The sequence below is a fragment of the Pseudacidovorax sp. 1753 genome, assembly GCF_040544975.1.
In the GTDB taxonomy this organism is placed as follows: Bacteria; Pseudomonadota; Gammaproteobacteria; order Burkholderiales; family Burkholderiaceae_C; genus Xenophilus.
The window spans coordinates 192,593-209,087 of record NZ_JBEPKY010000004.1 but is presented as its reverse complement, the minus strand read 5'-3'; the positions used below and the strand labels follow the sequence as shown (position 1 = coordinate 209,087).

The following is a 16,495-nucleotide window of genomic DNA, read 5'->3' as shown; positions in this document are numbered from 1 at the left end:
CCTCACCCCGATTCCCTTCCATCCCCATGATCGACTCGCCCCCCTCACCCACTCTCGAACGCACGGGCCCCTTCGTCCCGGACGGCTGGCGCAGCCTGGTGGAGCCGCTGTGCGAACTCAAGGAGGCGCTGGACCATGCCGTGCGCTGGCCCGAGCACATGCCCCGGCACGGCCGTGCCGCACAGGTCCTGGCCACGCACGGCCTGACGCTGCAACAGGCCGCCGCGCTCCGGACCTCCCACCTGCCCGACCGCTTTGCCCGGCATCTGCTGGGCGACTGGTTCGCCGCCACCGGCGAGCCCGTCGGCACCTGGGAGCGCAGCAGCCTGCCCCCCTGGTGCACGCTCGGCTGGGTGCGCAAGGACGCCTATCGCCTCACGCCCGAGCGGCCACAGGCACGGTTGCGCGCCCTCGTGGACGAACTCCATGCGGACCCCGAAGCCATGGACGCCACCGCCCATGGCCTGGCCGGCATCCCCCTCTTCTGGGCCGGCGAGGGCAAGAACCGCTGTCAGCTCTACCGCCTGGCCGGACGCGCACGGGTGGGCAGGCTCAGCCTGTACGCGGCGCCCGACCTGTCCGCCTGGCGCCTGGCGCCGGTGATGGGCGCCCGGCATGTGGTGGCGCTCATCGCGCCCGACGGGCGGGTGCAGCTGCTGCCGTTCGGCCGGGCCTCCAGGCCGCTGCTGCTCGCACTGGGCGTGACGTGGCGGCCCCGGCCCGTGCTGCGGCCCTGGATCGAGACGCTGCAGCGCGGCCAGCCCATGCCGCATGTCCAGGCCGAGTACCGGCTGCGCGCGTCGATCCTCGCGCCGGCGGCCTGAGAAGAGCACCTGACTCAGGACGGGCGCGAGGGCGCCTCTTCCACCGGCGGAGGGCTGAACAGGTAGGGCAGCAGGCCCGCCAGCAGCAGCGCCGCCGCACAGCCGAAGATGGCGGCGAAGGCGCCATCCACCGGCCAGCCGCGGCGCTGGCCCGCCTCGGCGATCAGGCCGAAGGCCCAGGAGGCGCCGGCGGAGCCCAGGAAGACGCAGGTGTTCAGAACGCCCAGGCCCCGTCCGCGCAGCGCCGCGGGCACCAGCGCGCGGCCGTGGCTCATCACCAGCGGATGCAGCATGCCGGCCGTGACCACGAAGGTCAGCAGGGTCAGGTCCAGCGCCAGACCGACCGCGGGCCAGGCCGTGAGCGCCAGGGCCGCCGAGAACGAGAAGGCCGTCCAGCCCGCCACGGTGGCACGCAGCGAGCTGCGGCGCACCACCAGCGGAATGGTCAGCGCGCCCAGGATGCCCCCAGCGCTCACCACCATCAGCGCCAGTCCCCGCGCATCGGCCCCCAGCCCGAAGACCTGCGCGAAGTAGGGCCCGCCCCAGGCATTGCGGAAACTGGTGCCTGCCGCCATGGCGATGCACATCGGGATGAGCGTCCACAGCGCCCTGCGGCGCAGCAGGCCGGCGCTGGCCAGCACCATGGCGGCCGGGCTTTCCTGCCGGGCCAGGGCATGGCCCTGGTCGCGCACATGCCGCCACACGCCGATGCAGGCGAGCAGCATCGCGACGCCGCCGAGCGCGATGGCCGGCCGCCAGCCGATGCGATGCGCCGCCCAGCCCAGTGGCGCCGTGGCCACCAGCGAGCCCACCATGCCCACGGCATTGGCCCGGCTGATGAAGGCGGCGAAGCGCGCGGGCGGCAACTGCTCGGCCGCGTAATGCATCAGCCCCATGAAGACCGGTGCGCAGGCCAGCCCCAGGCCCGCCTGCGCCACCATGGCGGCGGCGCCATTGGGCGCCCCGACCAGCAGGGCCGCCGACACCACGCCGATGGCCAGCAGCCAGCGGCTGGGACGGCCCACGCCCCAGCGGTCGAAGGCCACGCCCACCGGCACCTGCGCGACGGCGAAGGCCAGGAAGAAGCAGGAGGACAGCGCGCCGAAGCCCGCGGGCGACAGCGCGAGGTCGTGCTGCAGCTCGGGCGCGATGACCGCGAGGCAGCTGCGGAAGAACTGGCTGAGGGAGAAGGCGAAGGTCAGCGCGACGAGGCCGCGCGAAGTGGCTGACGGGGACGGCATGTGGAGGGCCATTGTCCGGCCCCCGCCGCAGCGCCATCGACCACCGGTGCGACAGGCCGGGCGGCCGGCCGCCGTCGCTGGCTCAGGCTGCGGCCTGCGCCCGCCGTTCCGCCAGCGCCACGTACCAGCCCAGGCAGCCCGGGTTGGCCATGGCCTCCTTGTTGACCACCTTGTCGATGGGCTGCCCCAGCAGCAGCTTCTTGATCGGCAGCTCCTGCTTCTTGCCCGAGAGGGTGCGCGGGATCTCGGCCACCTCGAAGATGTCATCAGGCAGGAAGCGCGGCGACAGGCTGGCGCGGATCGCGTCGTTGAGCTTGTGGCGCATCGCGTCGTCCAGCGCCACGCCGGGGCGCAGCACCACGAAGAGCGGCATGTAGCTGTCGCGGCCCAGGTACTCCAGGTCGACCACCATGGAGTCGAGCACCTCGGGCAGCGACTCCACCGCGTTGTAGATCTCGCTGGTGCCCATGCGCAGGCCCTGGCGGTTGATGGTGGCGTCGCTGCGGCCGTAGATGACGCAGCCGCCGTCGGTGCCCACCTTGAGCCAGTCGCCATGCCGCCAGACGCCGGGATAGGTGTCGAAGTAGCTCGACAGGTAGCGCGCGTTGCCCGGGTCGTTCCAGAAGTACAGCGGCATGGAGGGAATGGGCTCGGTGCAGACCAGTTCGCCCACCTCGCCGATCACGGCCTGGCCGTTCTCGTTCCAGGCATGGACGGCGGCACCCATGAAGCGGCACTGCATCTGGCCCGGCACCTCGGGCAGCTCGCGGTTGCCGCCGACGAAGGCGCCGCAGAAGTCCGTGCCCCCAGAAATGTTGCACCACCAAGCCTCGCCATCGGCGCCGCCCTTGAGCGCGCCGGCCTTCGGCACGAGGCCGGCGGCGAGCTTCGCTTCCTGCATCTGCGCACTGCCCCAGCGCTGCACCTCCTCCGCCAGTGGCGAGCCGGTGCTGCCCAGCACGCGCACGCGCGAGAGGTTGCCGCAGTCGACGGCGCGTACGCCGGCCTTCATGCAGTTGCTGAAGTAGGCCGCGCCGGCACCGAAGAAGGTCACGCCGTGGCGCGCCACGAAGCGCCACAGCACCGACCAGTCGGGCTGCTCCTTGCTGTGGGCCGGATGGCCGTCGTAGAGCACACAGGTAGTGCCCGACACCAGGCCCGACAGCTGCGCGTTCCACATCACCCAGCCGGTGGAGCTGAACCAGTGGAAGCGCTCGCCGAAGCTGTTGGCCGCATAGCTGCTGCCCAGGTCGTAATGGATCTGCGACAGCGCCATCGACATCAGGATGCCGCCCTGGCCGTGCACGATGGGCTTGGGCAGGCCGGTGGTGCCGCTGGAATAGACGATCCACACCGGATGGTCGAAGGGCAGCCATTCGGGCGCGAAGGCCGCGACCTCGGCATCGTCCCGGCCGCTGGCGGTGGTCCAGTCGATGTCATGCGGCAACGGCTCGGCCGCATGCGGCGTGCGCAGCAGCAGCAGGCGCTCGGCGGTGGGCAGCTGCGCGCGCAGCTCGCGCACCACCGCGCTGCGGTCCAGCGCCTTCTGGCCGTAGTGCACGCCGTCGACGGCGATCAGCACCTTGGGCTCGATCTGCCGGAAGCGGTCGGCCACGGCGGCGGTGCCCATGTCGGGCGCGCACACGCTCCACACGGCGCCGATGCTGGAGCAGGCCAGAAAGGCCACCATGGTCTCGGGGATGTTGGGCAGGTAGGCCGCCACGCGGTCGCCGCGCCGCACGCCCAGCGCCCTGAGCGTCAGCGCCACCGAGGCGATCTGGCGCTGGAGCTCGGGCCAGGACATCTCTCGCACCTCGCCCGCCTCGTTCTCGCTGACGATGGCCGGCATGCCCGCCGCATGCGCGGGCTCGACGTGGCGCAGCACCTGCCACGCGTAGTTGACCTGCGCGCCCGGGAACCACACGGCCCCCGGCATGCGTCGGTCTGCCAGCACCGCGCGGTGCGGCGTGGGCGACTGGATGCCCGCATAGTCCCAGATGGCCTGCCAGAAGCCATGCAGGTCGGTCACCGACCATTGCCACAGCGCGTCGTAGCTGTCGAACACCAGGCCGCGGTGGTCGCGCAGCCAGTTCTGGAAGAGGCGGATCTGGGGAACGTAGGCGGGAGCGGTCATGCGGGCAGCGTAGTGCGGCGGTGCAGCACGCTCAATGCGGATTGGCCCCAGCCGCGTCGTCTGCGCGACTGGCGCCGCCCACCCGGTGCCGTGGCAGGGAGCGGCGGCTCATGGTTTGTACGTGTGTGCAAGACTGTTGTACGGTCGTTCAATAGGCGCATGAGTGCCCGGCCGACCTCCGCTCCTCCCGCGCGCCGCGCGGCCCGTGGCGCAGCCGCCGAGCCCCGTCCGGACCGCCGCCACGCCATCCTGCTGGCGGCCGAAAAGCTATTTGCCCGCCACGGATACCACGCCGTGAGCATCCGCCAGATCGCCGACGAAGCCGGCGTGCCACTGGCGCTGGTGGGCTATTACTTCGGCCCCAAGAATGCGCTGTTCGAGGCCATCTTCGAGCACTGGAACCAGACCATCGAGCGTCGGCTGGCCGCGCTGGCCGCGGTGCCCATCGACCCGGCCAACGCAAAGACCCTGCCACGCATCATCGACGCCTTCACCGCGCCGGTGCTGGCCCTGCGCGCCAGCAGCGAAGGCGAGTACTACGCGCGGCTGGTGGCCCGCGAGCTCTCGCACGTCACCGAAGAGGCCGACCGCGTGCTGCGCCATTACTTCGACCCGCTGGCCAACGCCTTCATCGACGCCCTGCAGCGCGCCCTGCCCCATGCCACGCGGGCGCAGGTGGCCTGGGGCTATCAGTTCGCGCTCGGCGCGCTGCTGCACCACCTGACCGATACCCGGGTGGAGCGCCTGTCCGGCGGGGAGGCTCAGGCCAACGATGCGGCCGGCAGCGCACTGCTGGTGGCCTTCATCGCCGGCGGGCTGCGCGCCGCCATGCCCCGTCCCCGCGCCGCCCGCACGACCGCGGCGCCTGCCAAGAAGACCAACCCACGGAGACAAGCCTGATGAAAAGACGCACCGCACTCTCGGCGCTCGGCGCCGCCACACTGACCGCCGCGGCGCTGCCCGCCCGCGCGCAGGGCACGACGAAGATCGTGTTCGGCTTCACGGCCGTGACCGACTTCGCCACGGTCTTCGTGGCCAAGGAAGAGGGTTACTTCACCAAGCGCGCGCTGGACGTGGAGCCCAAGTTCATCCCGCTCAACTCGACCATCCCGGCCGCTTTGCAGTCCAACTCGCTCACCATCGGGGGGCCCACGCCCTCGGTCTTCCTGCAGGCGGTGGATGGCGGCCTGGACCTGGTGCTGGTGGCCGGCGGCGGCCTCACGGCCAAGAGCATCACGGGCTTCGGCCTGGTGGCGCGCGCCGGCTCGGGCATCAAGAATGCGCAGGACTGCGTGGGCAAGAAGATCGGCGTGCCGGGCCTGGGCGCCTTCCTGCACGTGACCTTCCGCGCCTGGCTCAAGGACCAGGGCGTGGACTACCGCAAGGTCAACTTCGTCGAGGCCGCCTTCCCGCAGCATGCGGACCTGCTGCGCGGCGGCTCGGTGGACGCGGTGGTGTCGGCCGATCCCTTCATGAGCCGCATCACCGAATCGGGCGCGGGCTACGTGGCGAGCTACTACTCCACCTTCCTGCCCGAGGGCAACCAGACCATCGTGCACGCCGCCCGCCGCGACTGGGCCGAGAAGAACCCGCAGGCGGTGCGCGCCTTTCGCGAGTCGCTGGTGGAGGCGGCGGCCTTCATGGGCCAGCCCAAGAACGACGCCCGGGTGCGCGCGGCCATCGGCAAGTACATCAAGCTGCCGCCCGAGGTGTTGGCCAAGGTACAGATCTCGCCGCCCGGGCCGGTGGTCACCGACAAGCAGCTGGCCTACTGGGTGGGGCTGATGAAGGACCAGGACATGCTCAAGGGCGCGCCCGACGTGGCGCGGCTGATCGCGCGCTGAGGCGGTTCGCACGTCATGGGAGCTCCCGACTTCATGGCCACCCGGATGGCCGCCGAGGCGACGCCGGCGACGTCCTCCAAGGCCGCGCCGCTGCTGCGCTTCGACGAAGTGAGCATCCGCCTGGGCGGCCGCGAGATCCTCTCGCCCACCAGCTTCGAGGTGCGACGCGGCGAGTTCGTGTGCATCGTCGGCGCCAGCGGCTGCGGCAAGACGACGCTGCTGCGCACCGCCAGCGCACTGGTCGCGCCCACGACGGGCCGCGTGCTGCGCCACGGCGTGCCCATCACCCAACCCGCGCGCGAGATCGCCTTCGTGTTCCAGGACTACGGCCGCGCCCTGCTGCCGTGGCGCACGGTGGAAGGCAATGTGCGCCTCGCGCTGGAGGCCGCGCACGTGCCCTCGGCCGAACATGCCGCCCGTGCGGCCAAGGTGCTGGCCAAGGTCGGCCTGGCGGCGCATGCGCAGAAGTTTCCGCTGCAGCTGTCGGGCGGGATGCAGCAGCGTGTGCAGATCGCCCGCTGCCTGGCCCAGCAGCCCGAGTTGATGCTGATGGACGAGCCCTTCGGCGCACTGGACGCGATGACGCGTCAGGGCCTGCAGGACGAGCTGGCCCGCCTGGTGCGCGACGACGGCCTGACGGTGATCTTCGTCACCCACGACCTAGAAGAGGCCATCTATCTGGGCGACCGCGTGGTGGCCCTGCAGGCCAACCCAGGCCCCGGTCGGCCCAGTCTGGCGCGCATGATCGATGTCCCCATCCCCCGGCCGCGCGACCAGCTGACGACGCGCGAGCATCCCGAGTTCGTGCGCCTGCGCCGCGAGTTGTTCACCTTCATCGAGGAAGGCCATGGCTGAGCCGGCCGCGCCACCCACGGCCGTTCGCGCTAGGCACGTCGAAGCGCCACGCGCCTCGACAACCGTTCGCGCTGAGCCTGTCGAAGCGCCGTCCCAAAGCTCGACCACTCCGCGCTTCCTGAGTCGCCTGCGCCCGTGGGTCATTCCCGCCCTGCTGCTGCTCGCCTTCGAGCTCTACGCACGCCGCGCCTCCGCGCTGGGCAGCGATTCGCTGGCGCCCGTGAGTGCGGCGGTGAAAGCCTGGTGGGGCGCAGCCCTGGACGGCTCGCTCTGGCAGGCCACCGCCTTCACCCTCGGCACTGCCGCCCTCGGCCTGGGGGTCGGCGCCCTGCTCGCCCTGGCCGGCGGCATCGCGCTGGGCCTCTCGGCACGCGCGGCCCGCATGGGCTTCATGACCACCGAGCTGCTGCGCACTGTGCCCTCGGTGGCACTCATCCCGCTGGCCATGCTGATGTTCGGCTTCGGCGTGCGCATGGAGATGGCGGTGGTCGCCTTCGCCACCTTCTGGCCGCTGATGCTGCTGGTGCAGGCCGCCGTGCGACAGGTGGAGCCGCGGCTGCTGGAGGTGAGCCGCGTGCTCGGCCTGTCGGCGCGCGAGCGCGCCTTCAAGATCGTGCTGCCGGCCATCGCGCCGCGGCTCTTCGTCGCGCTGCGCCTGGGCGTGGCCGTGGCGCTGGTGGTGGCCGTGACGGTGGAGATCGCCGCCAATCCCAACGGCATGGGCTACGCCATGATGATCGCGCAGCAGAGCTTCGACCCTGCGCTGATGCTGGCCTGGCTGGGCTGGATCGGCGTGGTGGGCTATGCGATCAACGCGGGCATGCTGCGGCTGCAGCAGCGCGTGGGTCGTCGCATGGGGGCCGCATGAACGAGCGCCTGAAGATGAGCAGCTGGCTGGGCTCGGCCCTGGTGCTCTGCGCACTGATCGCGCTGTGGTGGCTGGCCAGCAACCTGGGCTGGGTCAGCCGCGTCTTCCTGCCCACGCCGCAGGCCACCTGGGGAGCGCTGGCCGAGGGCTTCAACCTGCGCGGCAGCGGCAACGGCGAGCTGGCAGGCTGGACGCTCGACACCGTCGGCCGCATGCTGCAGGGCTGGCTGCTGGCCTCGCTCGCGGGTGTGGCGCTGGGCGTGTTCATCGGCGCCTCGGCCGCGGCCCGGGCATGGCTGCAGCCCATGCTGGAGTTCATCCGGCCGCTGCCGGCCTCGGCCGTGCTGCCGGTGGCCATCGCCATCTTCGGGCTGAGCCCGCGCATGGTGCTGGTGGTGGTGGCCTTCGGCGCGATGTGGCCGGTGCTGCTGGCGACGGTGCATGGCCTGGCGACCGTCGATGCGCGGCTGGCCGAGGTCACGCGCTGCCTGCAACTGTCCCGCACCGCCTTCATCCTCAAGATCGGCCTGCCCCATGCCATGCCCGACATCCTGGCCGGCATGCGCCTGGCCCTCACGGTCGCGCTGATCGTGGCGGTGGTGGGCGAAATGATCGCCTCGCAGGGCGGCCTGGGCCAGGCCATCCTGCTGGCGGCACGCGCCTTCCGGGCCAGCGAGCTGTTCGCCGGCATCGTGCTGCTGGGGCTGATCGGCTTCGTCAGCAATGGCTTGCTGGCCTTCGCAGAACACAAATTGCTGCGCTGGCAAAGATGACCACCCCCAGGCTCCGCGCACTTCGTTGCGCTCCGCCACCCCCTTCCAGGGGGCGCCGCCCACGGCCTGGCCAAGCCAGTTCCGTGGCGGCCGCAGGCATGGCCTGCTCCGCGGCCTCTTGAATCACTTGTTCCTCAAAGGAGACCCCCGATGCCCCGCAAATTCGTCGACCTGTCCATCTACCTCGAGAACGACGTGGTGAGCGACCCGCCGCCCTTCGCGCCCAAGATCCAGTACTTCACGCACGAGAACACGGTCGAGCAGATCGTGCCCTTCTTTCCCGGCCTGCAGAAGGCCGACCTGCCCGACGGCGAGGGCTGGGCGGTGGAGCAGGTGCAGCTGTCTACGCACAACGGCACGCACCTGGATGCGCCCTACCACTTCCACTCGACCATGGACAAGGCGCTGGGCGAGAAGAAGCCCGCCATCACCATCGATGCCGTGCCGCTGGAATGGTGCTTCCAGCCCGGCGTGAAGCTGGACTTCCGCCACTTCGCCGATGGCTACGTGGTGACGGCCGCCGACGTGGAGGCCGAGTTGGCGCGCATCGGCCACGTGCTCAAGCCGCTGGAGATCGTGGTGGTCAACACCCGCGCCGGCGAGCGCTACGGCCAGAACGACTACGTCTCCAGCGGCTGCGGCATGGGCTACGAGGCCACCATGTACCTGCTGGAGCGCGGCGTGCGCCTGACCGGCACCGACGGCTGGAGCTGGGACGCGCCCTTCGTCCACACCGCGCAGAAATACGGCGAGACCAAGGACGCCGGCCTGATCTGGGAAGGCCACAAGGCCGGCCGCGACATCGGCTACTGCCACATCGAGAAGCTGCACAACCTGGAAGCGCTTCCGCCCGATGGCTTCTTCATCAGCTGCTTCCCGCACAAGATCCGCGGCGCGTCCGCCGGCTGGACGCGCGCCGTCGCCATCTTCGACGACACCCTGATGGCCTCGGCCTGAGGAGCGGCATCGATGACACTCGACCGCACCCATGGCGCCGATGCGCGCAGCTGGCTGGTCAGCGCCAACGCATCGGGCGGTGACTTCCCGATCCAGAACCTGCCGTTCGGCGTGTTCCGCCGTGCGGGCAGCCAGGAGGCCTTCCGCGGCGGCGTGGCCATCGGCGACCAGGTGATCGACCTGCAGGCGGTGGCGGCCAGCGGCGCCTTCACCGGGCTGGCCGCGCAGGCCTTGCAGGCCGCGTCGCAGCCCACGCTGAATGCGCTGATGGCCATGGGGCCCGAGGCCTGGCATGCGCTGCGTCTTGCGCTCTTCGATGCATTGATCGACGGTGCCACGGGCCCGGCCGCCGAGGCCCTGCGCGCCGCGCTCGTGCCCCAGGCCCAGGCGGAGATGGGCCTGCCCAGCCGCATCGGCGACTACACCGACTTCTACACCTCCGTGCACCACGCGCTGAACGTGGGCCGGGTGCTCAAGCCCGACGATCCGCTCACGCCCAACTTCCGCTGGCTGCCCATCGCCTACCACGGCCGCGCCTCCAGCGTGGTGCCCAGCGGCACGGCCTTCCATCGCCCCATGGGCCAGGCCATGGCACCCGGTGCCGCCGCACCGCAGTACGGCCCCTGCCGCCGGCTGGACTATGAGCTGGAGATGGGCTTCTACGTGGGCCCCGGCAATGCCCAGGGCCGGCCCATCGGCATCGGCGAGGCCGAATCGCACATCTTCGGCATGTGCCTGCTCAACGACTGGTCGGCGCGCGACCACCAGTTCTGGGAGATGGCGCCGCTCGGCCCCTTCCTGGGCAAGAACTTCTGCACCAGCGTGTCGCCCTGGGTCGTGACCATGGAGGCGCTCGCGCCGTACCGTGTGGCCTTCGAACGTCGAGACGACGAACCGCAGCCGCTGGCCTATCTCGACAGCCCCGCCAATCGCGCGCAGGGCGGCGTGGACGTGCAGCTGGAAGTACGGCTGCAGAGCCCGCGGCACCGCGAGGCGGGGCATGCCGGCGACCGCCTGTCGGCCACCAGCTTCCGCCACCAGTACTGGACCCTGGCGCAGATGGTGGCGCAGCACACGGTGGGCGGATGCAACCTGCAGCCGGGCGACCTGCTGGGCACCGGCACCATCTCCGGCCCTACACCGGGCGAAGCCGGCGCCATCGTCGAGCTGTCGCGCGGCGGCACGCAGTCCATCGACCTGCCGGCCACCGGCGAGACCCGCACCTTCCTGGAGGACGGCGACACCGTGATCCTGCGCGGCTGGTGCGAGCGCGAGGGCCATGCCCGCATCGGCTTCGGCGAATGCCGGGGCGAGGTGCTGCCGGCGGTGGGATAGCGCGGGCGGCGCATCGACGTCAGCAGCGCCAGCCGTTCAGCCCATCCAGCACAGTGCTGGCAATGGCCGGCCGGACCGCTCGGTCAGGGCAGTCGGAACAGACTGGTGACCATGGCGTCCAGCACCTGCACGTCGTGCTGGTTGAACAGCTGCCAGCGCCAGCGCAGGATGCCCAGGTGCGCCTTGGTGTCGGAGCGGCGCGCCTCGACCACCTCGGCCCGCAGGCGCAGCGTGTCGCCGGGCCGCACGGGCCGGGACCAGCGGATCTGGTCGATGCCCGGCGAGGCGAAGGATTCGGAGTCGTGCAGCGCCGCCTGCACCACCAGCCGCATGGCGATCGCGCAGGTGTGCCAGCCGCTGGCGATCAGTCCGCCGAACACGCCCTCGGCCGCCGCGTCGGGATCGGTGTGGAACCATTGCGGGTCCCACTGGCGGGCAAAGCCAAGCACCTCTTCCTCGGTGACGGCATGCGGGCCGGCCTCGATGACCTGACCCGGGCGGAACTCGGCAAACTTCATCCGGTGCGCAACCGCCTCAGCGGGGCGCTTCCTCCAGCGGCGGCATGGCCTGCGCATGCAGCCGGGCGACCCAGTAGGTCGCACCGTCGGGGCCATAGCGCTCCTCGTGCGGCTGATCGGGCGCCAGCACGAAACGGTCACCGCGGTGCAGCACCCGGGTCTCGCCACCGACGGTGAGGGTCAGCTCGCCCTGCACCATCAAGGCTTCCACCGCGAAGGGATGGCCGTGGCTGGCGACCTGCGTGTCCGGCTCCCACATGCGTTCGGCCACCTCGTCGAAGCCGCGCTTGCGCGCCTGCGCCTCGTAGGCGGAAAAGCTGGGCAGCGCATCGGGGGCGATGGGGGCGGGGAATGTGACGCTGGCGGGAGGATTCATCAGGGGCTCCGTGGCGAGGTGGGCCGGAAACGGCGACCCGCAAGTGTCTCGCGTCGATGGCACTCTGGCGAGCTGACGTTCTCTATGGGCTCGATCGTGCACGTGCCCCCGGCCGTCTGTCCGTCAGTACGTCTCCAGGTGCAGCCGCCCTTCCTGCTTGAGCCGCGTCGCGATCTGCTCCCAGTCCAGGCCGGCCTCGTGGGCCACGTCGCGCAGGGCCAGCACCACGCCCTCTTCCATGCTCTTGAGGCCGCAGACATAGAAGTGCGCGGCCTCGTCGCGCAGCAGCAGGGCCAGGTCGGCGGCGCGGTCGCGCATCAGGTCCTGCACGTACTTCTTCGGCTGGCCGGGCGTGCGGGAGAAGGCCAGGTTGATGTCGATGAAGTCCTTGGGCAGGCTGGTCAGCGGGCCGAAGTACGGGAGCTCCTGCTGGGTGCGGGCGCCGAAGAAGAGCATCAGCTTGCCGCCCTCGAACTTGCCGCTCTTTCGCAGGCGCCGCCGCCATTCGGTCATGGCCCGCATCGGCGCGCTGCCGGTGCCGGTGCAGATCATCACGATGTGCGACTTCGGGTGGTTCGGCATCAGGAAGCTGCTGCCGAAGGGGCCGACCACCTGTACCGTGTCGCCCACCTTGAGATCGCACAGGTAGTTGGAGCAGATGCCGCGCACGGCCTGGCCCTGGTGGTCCTGCGTGACGCGCTTCACCGTCAGCGACAGGTTGTTGTAGCCCGGGCGCTCGCCGTTGCGCGCGCTGGCCACCGAGTACTGGCGCGGCTGGTGCGCGCGGCCAAGCGCATCGGCGCCCGGCGGCACGATGCCGATGGACTGGCCCTCCAGCACCGGGAAGGGCATGGCGCCGAAATCGAGCACGATGTGGTGCGTCTCGCTGTCGAAGCCCGCTTCGGTGCAGTTAAAGTTGCCCGTCACCGTGGCGGTGATGGGGCTCTTGGGCGCATGCAGGTTGGTGTACGGATGCGCGGCCGACCAGGGCGGGCGGGTGGCGCCGTAGCTGGCCGAGTGGAAGGGCGCGGTGCCCGGCTCGGCCACGGCGTCCGCATTCGCCGGTGCAGCCGCGGGCGCGACCTCGGCGGCATCGGCGGGCACGCCTTCGGCCGCCAGTTGCTCTGACGTGAGTTCCGCGGGCAGCTCATCCCACAGCAGCTGTTCCTCGATCGGGTAGGCCTTGGCCGCCGGCACCGTGCGCCAGTTGTCGATGGAGCCCGTCGGGCAGGGCGAGATGCAGGCCATGCAGCCGTTGCAAACGTCGGCCTTGACCACGTAATTGCGGTCGTCGTGCGTGATCGCCCCGATGGGGCAGGTGGCCTCGCAGGTGTTGCAGCGGATGCAGATCTCGGGGTCGATCAGGTGCTGCTTGATCACGGCCACGTCCACAGCCATGTCCATCGTGTGTCTCCTTGCCGGCCTTGGCGACCGATGTGGGGGTGGGCCGGAAGTCCGAGCCCCGGCCTCGGCCATCCCTCTTCAGGACGGCCTCGGCGCATTGTGGGTTCAGGCGAAACGCACGTACTCGAAATCGACGGGCTGGCGGTTGATGCCCATGACCGGCGGTGCGATCCAGTTGGCGAACTTGCCGGGCTCGACCACGCGGCCCATCAGCGAGGCCACGAAGGCGCGGTCCTCGTCGGTGGGCAGCCATTCCTTCTTCTTGGCCTCCCATTCGGTCTCGCTCACCACGCGGCCGTCCGGCGACATGCGGATGCCGGCCAGGGCACCGATGGCGCGGTTGAAGGCCTTGTGCGGCACCGTGAGGCGGAAGGGAATGCCCGCCTTCTCGATCACCTTGTTCCAGCGGCTCACGCCGGCCACCGAGTCCTTGATGAAGTCGTCGCGCAGCACCTCGTTGAGGGCATTGAGCATCGGCACTTCCTTTTCCACCAGCTGGCCGTCCTTGACCTCCAGGACCTTGTAGGTCTGGTTCTTGAGGACATGGTCGTCGGTGCGCTTGCCTTCTTCATAGCGGCCCTTGAGGCCCGAGCTGTAGAAGGTGGCAGCGTTGCTGGACTGGTCGGCGCCGAACAGGTCGATGGTCACCGAGTAGTGGAAGTTCAGGTAGCGCTGGATGGTCTCCAGGTCGATGGCGCCGGCCTCGCGCACCTTCTTCGGGTCGTCGGTCTTGAGCTCGTTCATCACCTGACAGGTGCGCTGGATCACGCGGCTGACGCCCGACTCGCCCACGAACATGTGGTGGGCTTCTTCGGTCAACATGAACTTGGTGGTGCGCGCCAGCGGATCGAAGGCGGACTCGGCCAGGGCCGACAGCTGGAACTTGCCGTCGCGGTCGGTGAAGTAGGTGAACATGAAGAAGGCCAGCCAGTCCGGCGTCTTCTCGTTGAACGCACCCAGGATGCGGGGGTTGTTCTCGTCGCCGCTCTGGCGCTCCAGCAGCGCCTCGGCCTCCTCGCGGCCATCGCGGCCGAAGTGCTTGTGCAGCAGGTAGACCATGGCCCACAGGTGGCGGCCTTCTTCCACGTTGACCTGGAAGAGGTTGCGCAGGTCGTACTGGCTGGGCGCCGTGAGGCCCAGGTGGCGCTGCTGCTCGACGGAGGCCGGCTCGGTGTCGCCCTGCGTGACGATGATGCGGCGCAGGTTGGCGCGGTGCTCACCGGGCACGTCCTGCCAGGCCTTCTCGCCCTTGTGGTCGCCGAAGTGGATCTCGCGGCTGGCGTCGCCCGGGTTCAGGAAGATGCCCCAGCGGTAGTCGCGCATCTTCACGTGGCCGAACTGGGCCCAGCCGTTGGGGTCCACGCTCACGGCCGTGCGCAGGTAGACGTCGAAGTTGGTGGAGCCCTCGGGGCCCACGTCGTCCCACCAGTTGATGAAGTTGGGCTGCCAGCCCTCGAGCGCGCGCTGCAGCGTGCGGTCCTCGGCCAGGTTGACGTTGTTGGGGATCTTCTCGCTGTAGTTGATGCTGCTCATGTCTCGACCTCGTTGAGAGAAAGAAGGAAGTGGGAACGCCGTCTTCGCGGGAGATGCCGCGGAACCGGCTTTGCCGGGCCGCAGGCGTCGCCCCCTGCAAGGGGGTGGGCGGCGCGGACGCAGTCCGCGGAGGCTGGGGGTTAGACCCTTTTCATGTCGAAGCCCGCCTTCTGGCCGGTGCCGTAGACCTTCAAGGCGCCTGCCTCGCCGACGGCGTTCGGGCGCTGGAAGATCCAGTTCTGCCAGGCCGACAGCCGCCCGAAGATGCGGGTCAGCATGTTCTCCTGGCTGGCAAAGCGCAGGTTGGCCTCCAGGCCGGTCAGGGCGTCGGGCGACATGGCGGCGCGCTCTTCCAGCGCGATGCGCAGTTCGTCCTCCCAGTCGATGTCGTCGGGCGCAGCGGTGACCAGGCCGAGCGTCATCGCCTCGTCGGCATCGAGCGGACGGCCGGCAGCCGCGCGGACGGCTTCCATCGGGCCGGCCTCTTCGTAGAAGCGACGCTGCAGGCGGCTCTGGTCGTTGACCAGGGGCAGCAGGCCGAAGTTGAGTTCGTCCAGCACCAGCTTCGGCGCCTTCTCGGGCGCGTCCGGCAGGGCCAGCATGTACGTGCGGTCGGCGGCGAAGGCCAGCTCGGCGAACAGGCCGGCGAAGCAGGAGCCCTCGTCGACCACGGCGAACAGCGTGCGCGAGGACACGTCCAGCCGCGCGAAGGTGCGGCGCAGCGCGCCCAGCGTCTCGCGGGCCAGCCAATGGTCCTGGTGGGCCAGCAGCTGGCGGTCGGCGGCCAGCACGGCCTCGGCATCGCCGCGGGTATTGAGCAGCCAGGTACCGATCTCCGGCTCGTTGGTGCGCAGGTGCAGGATGGCGTCGTCCAGCTCGCGGGCCAGGGCCAGCGGCCACCAGCCGGCGCCGGCCGCCTCGATGGCGGCGATGTCGGCCGGTAGCGCGGACTGCGGCGCCTGGAGCGTGAGCGTGGCGGTGCGCTTGGCGCGGTCCACCGACACCTCGACATGCGAATAGCGCACGCTGTCGGCGGCTTCTTCGCGCTGCAGGCGCGGCAGCGCGATGCCACGGGCACCGGCGGGGCGGGTGCTGCCTTCGGCCAACTTCATGGCCCGCTCCTGCACGGCGGCGCCGAACTGCGCCGGCTTGGCCACGGCATCGACCAGGCGCCAGTCCACGGCGCGCTGGCCACGCACGCCTTCGACGCTGGTGCAGAAGATGTCGGCCAGGTCGTGGCGCACATGGCGCTTGTCGGTCACGCGGGTCAGGCCACCGGTGCCGGGCAGCACGCCCAGCAGCGGCACCTCTGGCAGGCTGACGGCCGAGGAGCGGTCGTCCACCAGCATGATCTCGTCGCAGGCCAGGGCCAGCTCGTAGCCACCGCCGGCGCAGGCGCCGTTGACGGCGGCCAGGAACTTGAGGCCGGAGTGCTTGGAGGAATCCTCGATGCCGTTGCGCGTCTCGTTGGTGAACTTGCAGAAGTTCACCTTCCAGGCATGGCTGGAAAGGCCGAGCATGAAGATGTTGGCGCCCGAGCAGAAGATGCGGTCGCGCGCGCTGGTGACGATGACGGTGCGCACTTCCGGGTGCTCGAAGCGGACGCGGTTGAGCGCATCGTGCAGCTCGATGTCCACGCCCAGGTCGTAGCTGTTGAGCTTGAGCTTGTAGCCGGGGCGCAGGCCGCCGTCCTCGGCGATGTCCAGCGTCAGCCGGGCAATGGCGCCGTCGGTGCTGAGCTTCCAGTGCTTGTACTGGCTGGGGTCCGTGCGGTAGTCCACCGGCGCCTGGGCCGCGGTGGTGCTGCTTGCTGCTGCGCTCTCGCTCATGGGG

The 16,495-nt window shown here is 70.4% G+C and carries 15 protein-coding genes; 8 read left to right on the top strand and 7 right to left on the bottom strand.

The window, feature by feature from the left end; genetic code table 11:
* Positions 1 to 26 precede the first annotated feature (26 nt).
* On the top strand, positions 27 to 824 hold the full coding sequence (locus ABIC63_RS06760; RefSeq protein WP_354319166.1) for a hypothetical protein: 798 nt from the start codon (positions 27 to 29) through the stop codon (positions 822 to 824).
* A 14-nt stretch (positions 825 to 838) separates the two neighbouring features.
* Here ABIC63_RS06760 and ABIC63_RS06755 read toward each other — a convergent pair whose 3' ends face one another.
* Both ABIC63_RS06755 and ABIC63_RS06750 read right to left on the bottom strand, forming a co-directional pair.
* Positions 839 to 2,065 (bottom strand): MFS transporter, encoded by a 1,227-nt coding sequence (locus tag ABIC63_RS06755; protein ID WP_354319165.1) that lies wholly within the window; start codon positions 2,063 to 2,065, stop codon positions 839 to 841.
* Between the two features lie 82 nt (positions 2,066 to 2,147).
* Positions 2,148 to 4,199 carry an acetoacetate--CoA ligase gene (locus tag ABIC63_RS06750; protein WP_354319164.1) on the bottom strand — a complete coding sequence of 684 codons (2,052 nt, stop codon included), beginning with the start codon at positions 4,197 to 4,199 and terminating at the stop codon, positions 2,148 to 2,150.
* Positions 4,200 to 4,358: 159 nt separating this feature from the next.
* On the opposite strand from ABIC63_RS06750, the gene ABIC63_RS06745 reads away from it, so the two are divergent.
* From ABIC63_RS06745 to fahA, 7 genes are all read left to right on the top strand, one after another.
* Positions 4,359 to 5,099, top strand: a complete 741-nt coding sequence (locus ABIC63_RS06745) for a TetR/AcrR family transcriptional regulator (RefSeq protein ID WP_354319163.1) — start codon at positions 4,359 to 4,361, stop codon at positions 5,097 to 5,099.
* Positions 5,096 to 6,043, top strand: a complete 948-nt coding sequence (locus ABIC63_RS06740) for an ABC transporter substrate-binding protein (RefSeq protein ID WP_354319209.1) — start codon at positions 5,096 to 5,098, stop codon at positions 6,041 to 6,043. Before ABIC63_RS06745 ends, ABIC63_RS06740 begins: the two co-directional genes overlap by 4 nt.
* A gap of 45 nt (positions 6,044 to 6,088) precedes the next feature.
* A complete protein-coding gene (locus ABIC63_RS06735) occupies positions 6,089 to 6,898 on the top strand; it encodes an ABC transporter ATP-binding protein (protein ID WP_294366764.1) in 810 nt (269 codons plus the stop codon).
* The gene (locus ABIC63_RS06730) at positions 6,891 to 7,766 is read left to right on the top strand and encodes an ABC transporter permease (protein WP_354319162.1); all 876 of its coding nucleotides are present in this window, start codon (positions 6,891 to 6,893) and stop codon (positions 7,764 to 7,766) included. The genes ABIC63_RS06735 and ABIC63_RS06730 overlap by 8 nt, the downstream gene beginning before the upstream one ends.
* Positions 7,763 to 8,539, top strand: coding sequence for an ABC transporter permease (locus ABIC63_RS06725; protein WP_354319161.1), 777 nt, complete (start codon positions 7,763 to 7,765; stop codon positions 8,537 to 8,539). The genes ABIC63_RS06730 and ABIC63_RS06725 overlap by 4 nt, the downstream gene beginning before the upstream one ends.
* Before the next feature lie 150 nt (positions 8,540 to 8,689).
* Entirely contained in the window at positions 8,690 to 9,496 is an 807-nt protein-coding gene (locus tag ABIC63_RS06720; RefSeq protein ID WP_017760699.1) for a cyclase family protein, read from the top strand.
* A gap of 12 nt (positions 9,497 to 9,508) precedes the next feature.
* Positions 9,509 to 10,831: a fumarylacetoacetase gene (gene fahA / locus ABIC63_RS06715; RefSeq protein ID WP_354319160.1), complete on the top strand. Its 1,323-nt coding sequence runs from the start codon at positions 9,509 to 9,511 to the stop codon at positions 10,829 to 10,831.
* Between the two features lie 83 nt (positions 10,832 to 10,914).
* Here fahA and ABIC63_RS06710 read toward each other — a convergent pair whose 3' ends face one another.
* The 5 genes from ABIC63_RS06710 to boxC form a co-directional block, all read right to left on the bottom strand.
* A complete protein-coding gene (locus ABIC63_RS06710) occupies positions 10,915 to 11,349 on the bottom strand; it encodes a MaoC family dehydratase (protein ID WP_354319159.1) in 435 nt (144 codons plus the stop codon).
* Between the two features lie 16 nt (positions 11,350 to 11,365).
* Positions 11,366 to 11,725, bottom strand: coding sequence for a cupin domain-containing protein (locus ABIC63_RS06705; protein WP_294366105.1), 360 nt, complete (start codon positions 11,723 to 11,725; stop codon positions 11,366 to 11,368).
* Positions 11,726 to 11,848: 123 nt separating this feature from the next.
* On the bottom strand, positions 11,849 to 13,129 hold the full coding sequence (gene boxA / locus ABIC63_RS06700; RefSeq protein ID WP_354319158.1) for a benzoyl-CoA 2,3-epoxidase subunit BoxA: 1,281 nt from the start codon (positions 13,127 to 13,129) through the stop codon (positions 11,849 to 11,851).
* A 105-nt stretch (positions 13,130 to 13,234) separates the two neighbouring features.
* Entirely contained in the window at positions 13,235 to 14,662 is a 1,428-nt protein-coding gene (gene boxB, locus ABIC63_RS06695) for a benzoyl-CoA 2,3-epoxidase subunit BoxB (RefSeq protein ID WP_354319157.1), read from the bottom strand.
* A gap of 140 nt (positions 14,663 to 14,802) precedes the next feature.
* Complete coding sequence (gene boxC, locus ABIC63_RS06690; protein WP_354319156.1) at positions 14,803 to 16,491, bottom strand: 2,3-epoxybenzoyl-CoA dihydrolase; 1,689 nt, start codon at positions 16,489 to 16,491, stop codon at positions 14,803 to 14,805.
* Between the last annotated feature and the right edge of the window lie 4 nt (positions 16,492 to 16,495).

What these genes read in the sequence shown, in the direction of transcription:
- ABIC63_RS06760 (WP_354319166.1), top strand. Translation starts at nt 27, where the DNA reads ATGATCGACTCGCCCCCCTCACCCACTCTCGAACGCACGGGCCCCTTC.
- ABIC63_RS06755 (WP_354319165.1), bottom strand. Translation starts at nt 2,065, where the DNA reads ATGCCGTCCCCGTCAGCCACTTCGCGCGGCCTCGTCGCGCTGACCTTC.
- ABIC63_RS06750 (WP_354319164.1), bottom strand. Translation starts at nt 4,199, where the DNA reads ATGACCGCTCCCGCCTACGTTCCCCAGATCCGCCTCTTCCAGAACTGG.
- ABIC63_RS06745 (WP_354319163.1), top strand. Translation starts at nt 4,359, where the DNA reads ATGAGTGCCCGGCCGACCTCCGCTCCTCCCGCGCGCCGCGCGGCCCGT.
- ABIC63_RS06735 (WP_294366764.1), top strand. Translation starts at nt 6,089, where the DNA reads ATGGCCGCCGAGGCGACGCCGGCGACGTCCTCCAAGGCCGCGCCGCTG.
- ABIC63_RS06730 (WP_354319162.1), top strand. Translation starts at nt 6,891, where the DNA reads ATGGCTGAGCCGGCCGCGCCACCCACGGCCGTTCGCGCTAGGCACGTC.
- ABIC63_RS06725 (WP_354319161.1), top strand. Translation starts at nt 7,763, where the DNA reads ATGAACGAGCGCCTGAAGATGAGCAGCTGGCTGGGCTCGGCCCTGGTG.
- ABIC63_RS06720 (WP_017760699.1), top strand. Translation starts at nt 8,690, where the DNA reads ATGCCCCGCAAATTCGTCGACCTGTCCATCTACCTCGAGAACGACGTG.
- fahA (WP_354319160.1), top strand. Translation starts at nt 9,509, where the DNA reads ATGACACTCGACCGCACCCATGGCGCCGATGCGCGCAGCTGGCTGGTC.
- ABIC63_RS06710 (WP_354319159.1), bottom strand. Translation starts at nt 11,349, where the DNA reads ATGAAGTTTGCCGAGTTCCGCCCGGGTCAGGTCATCGAGGCCGGCCCG.
- ABIC63_RS06705 (WP_294366105.1), bottom strand. Translation starts at nt 11,725, where the DNA reads ATGAATCCTCCCGCCAGCGTCACATTCCCCGCCCCCATCGCCCCCGAT.
- boxA (WP_354319158.1), bottom strand. Translation starts at nt 13,129, where the DNA reads ATGGACATGGCTGTGGACGTGGCCGTGATCAAGCAGCACCTGATCGAC.
- boxB (WP_354319157.1), bottom strand. Translation starts at nt 14,662, where the DNA reads ATGAGCAGCATCAACTACAGCGAGAAGATCCCCAACAACGTCAACCTG.
- boxC (WP_354319156.1), bottom strand. Translation starts at nt 16,491, where the DNA reads ATGAGCGAGAGCGCAGCAGCAAGCAGCACCACCGCGGCCCAGGCGCCG.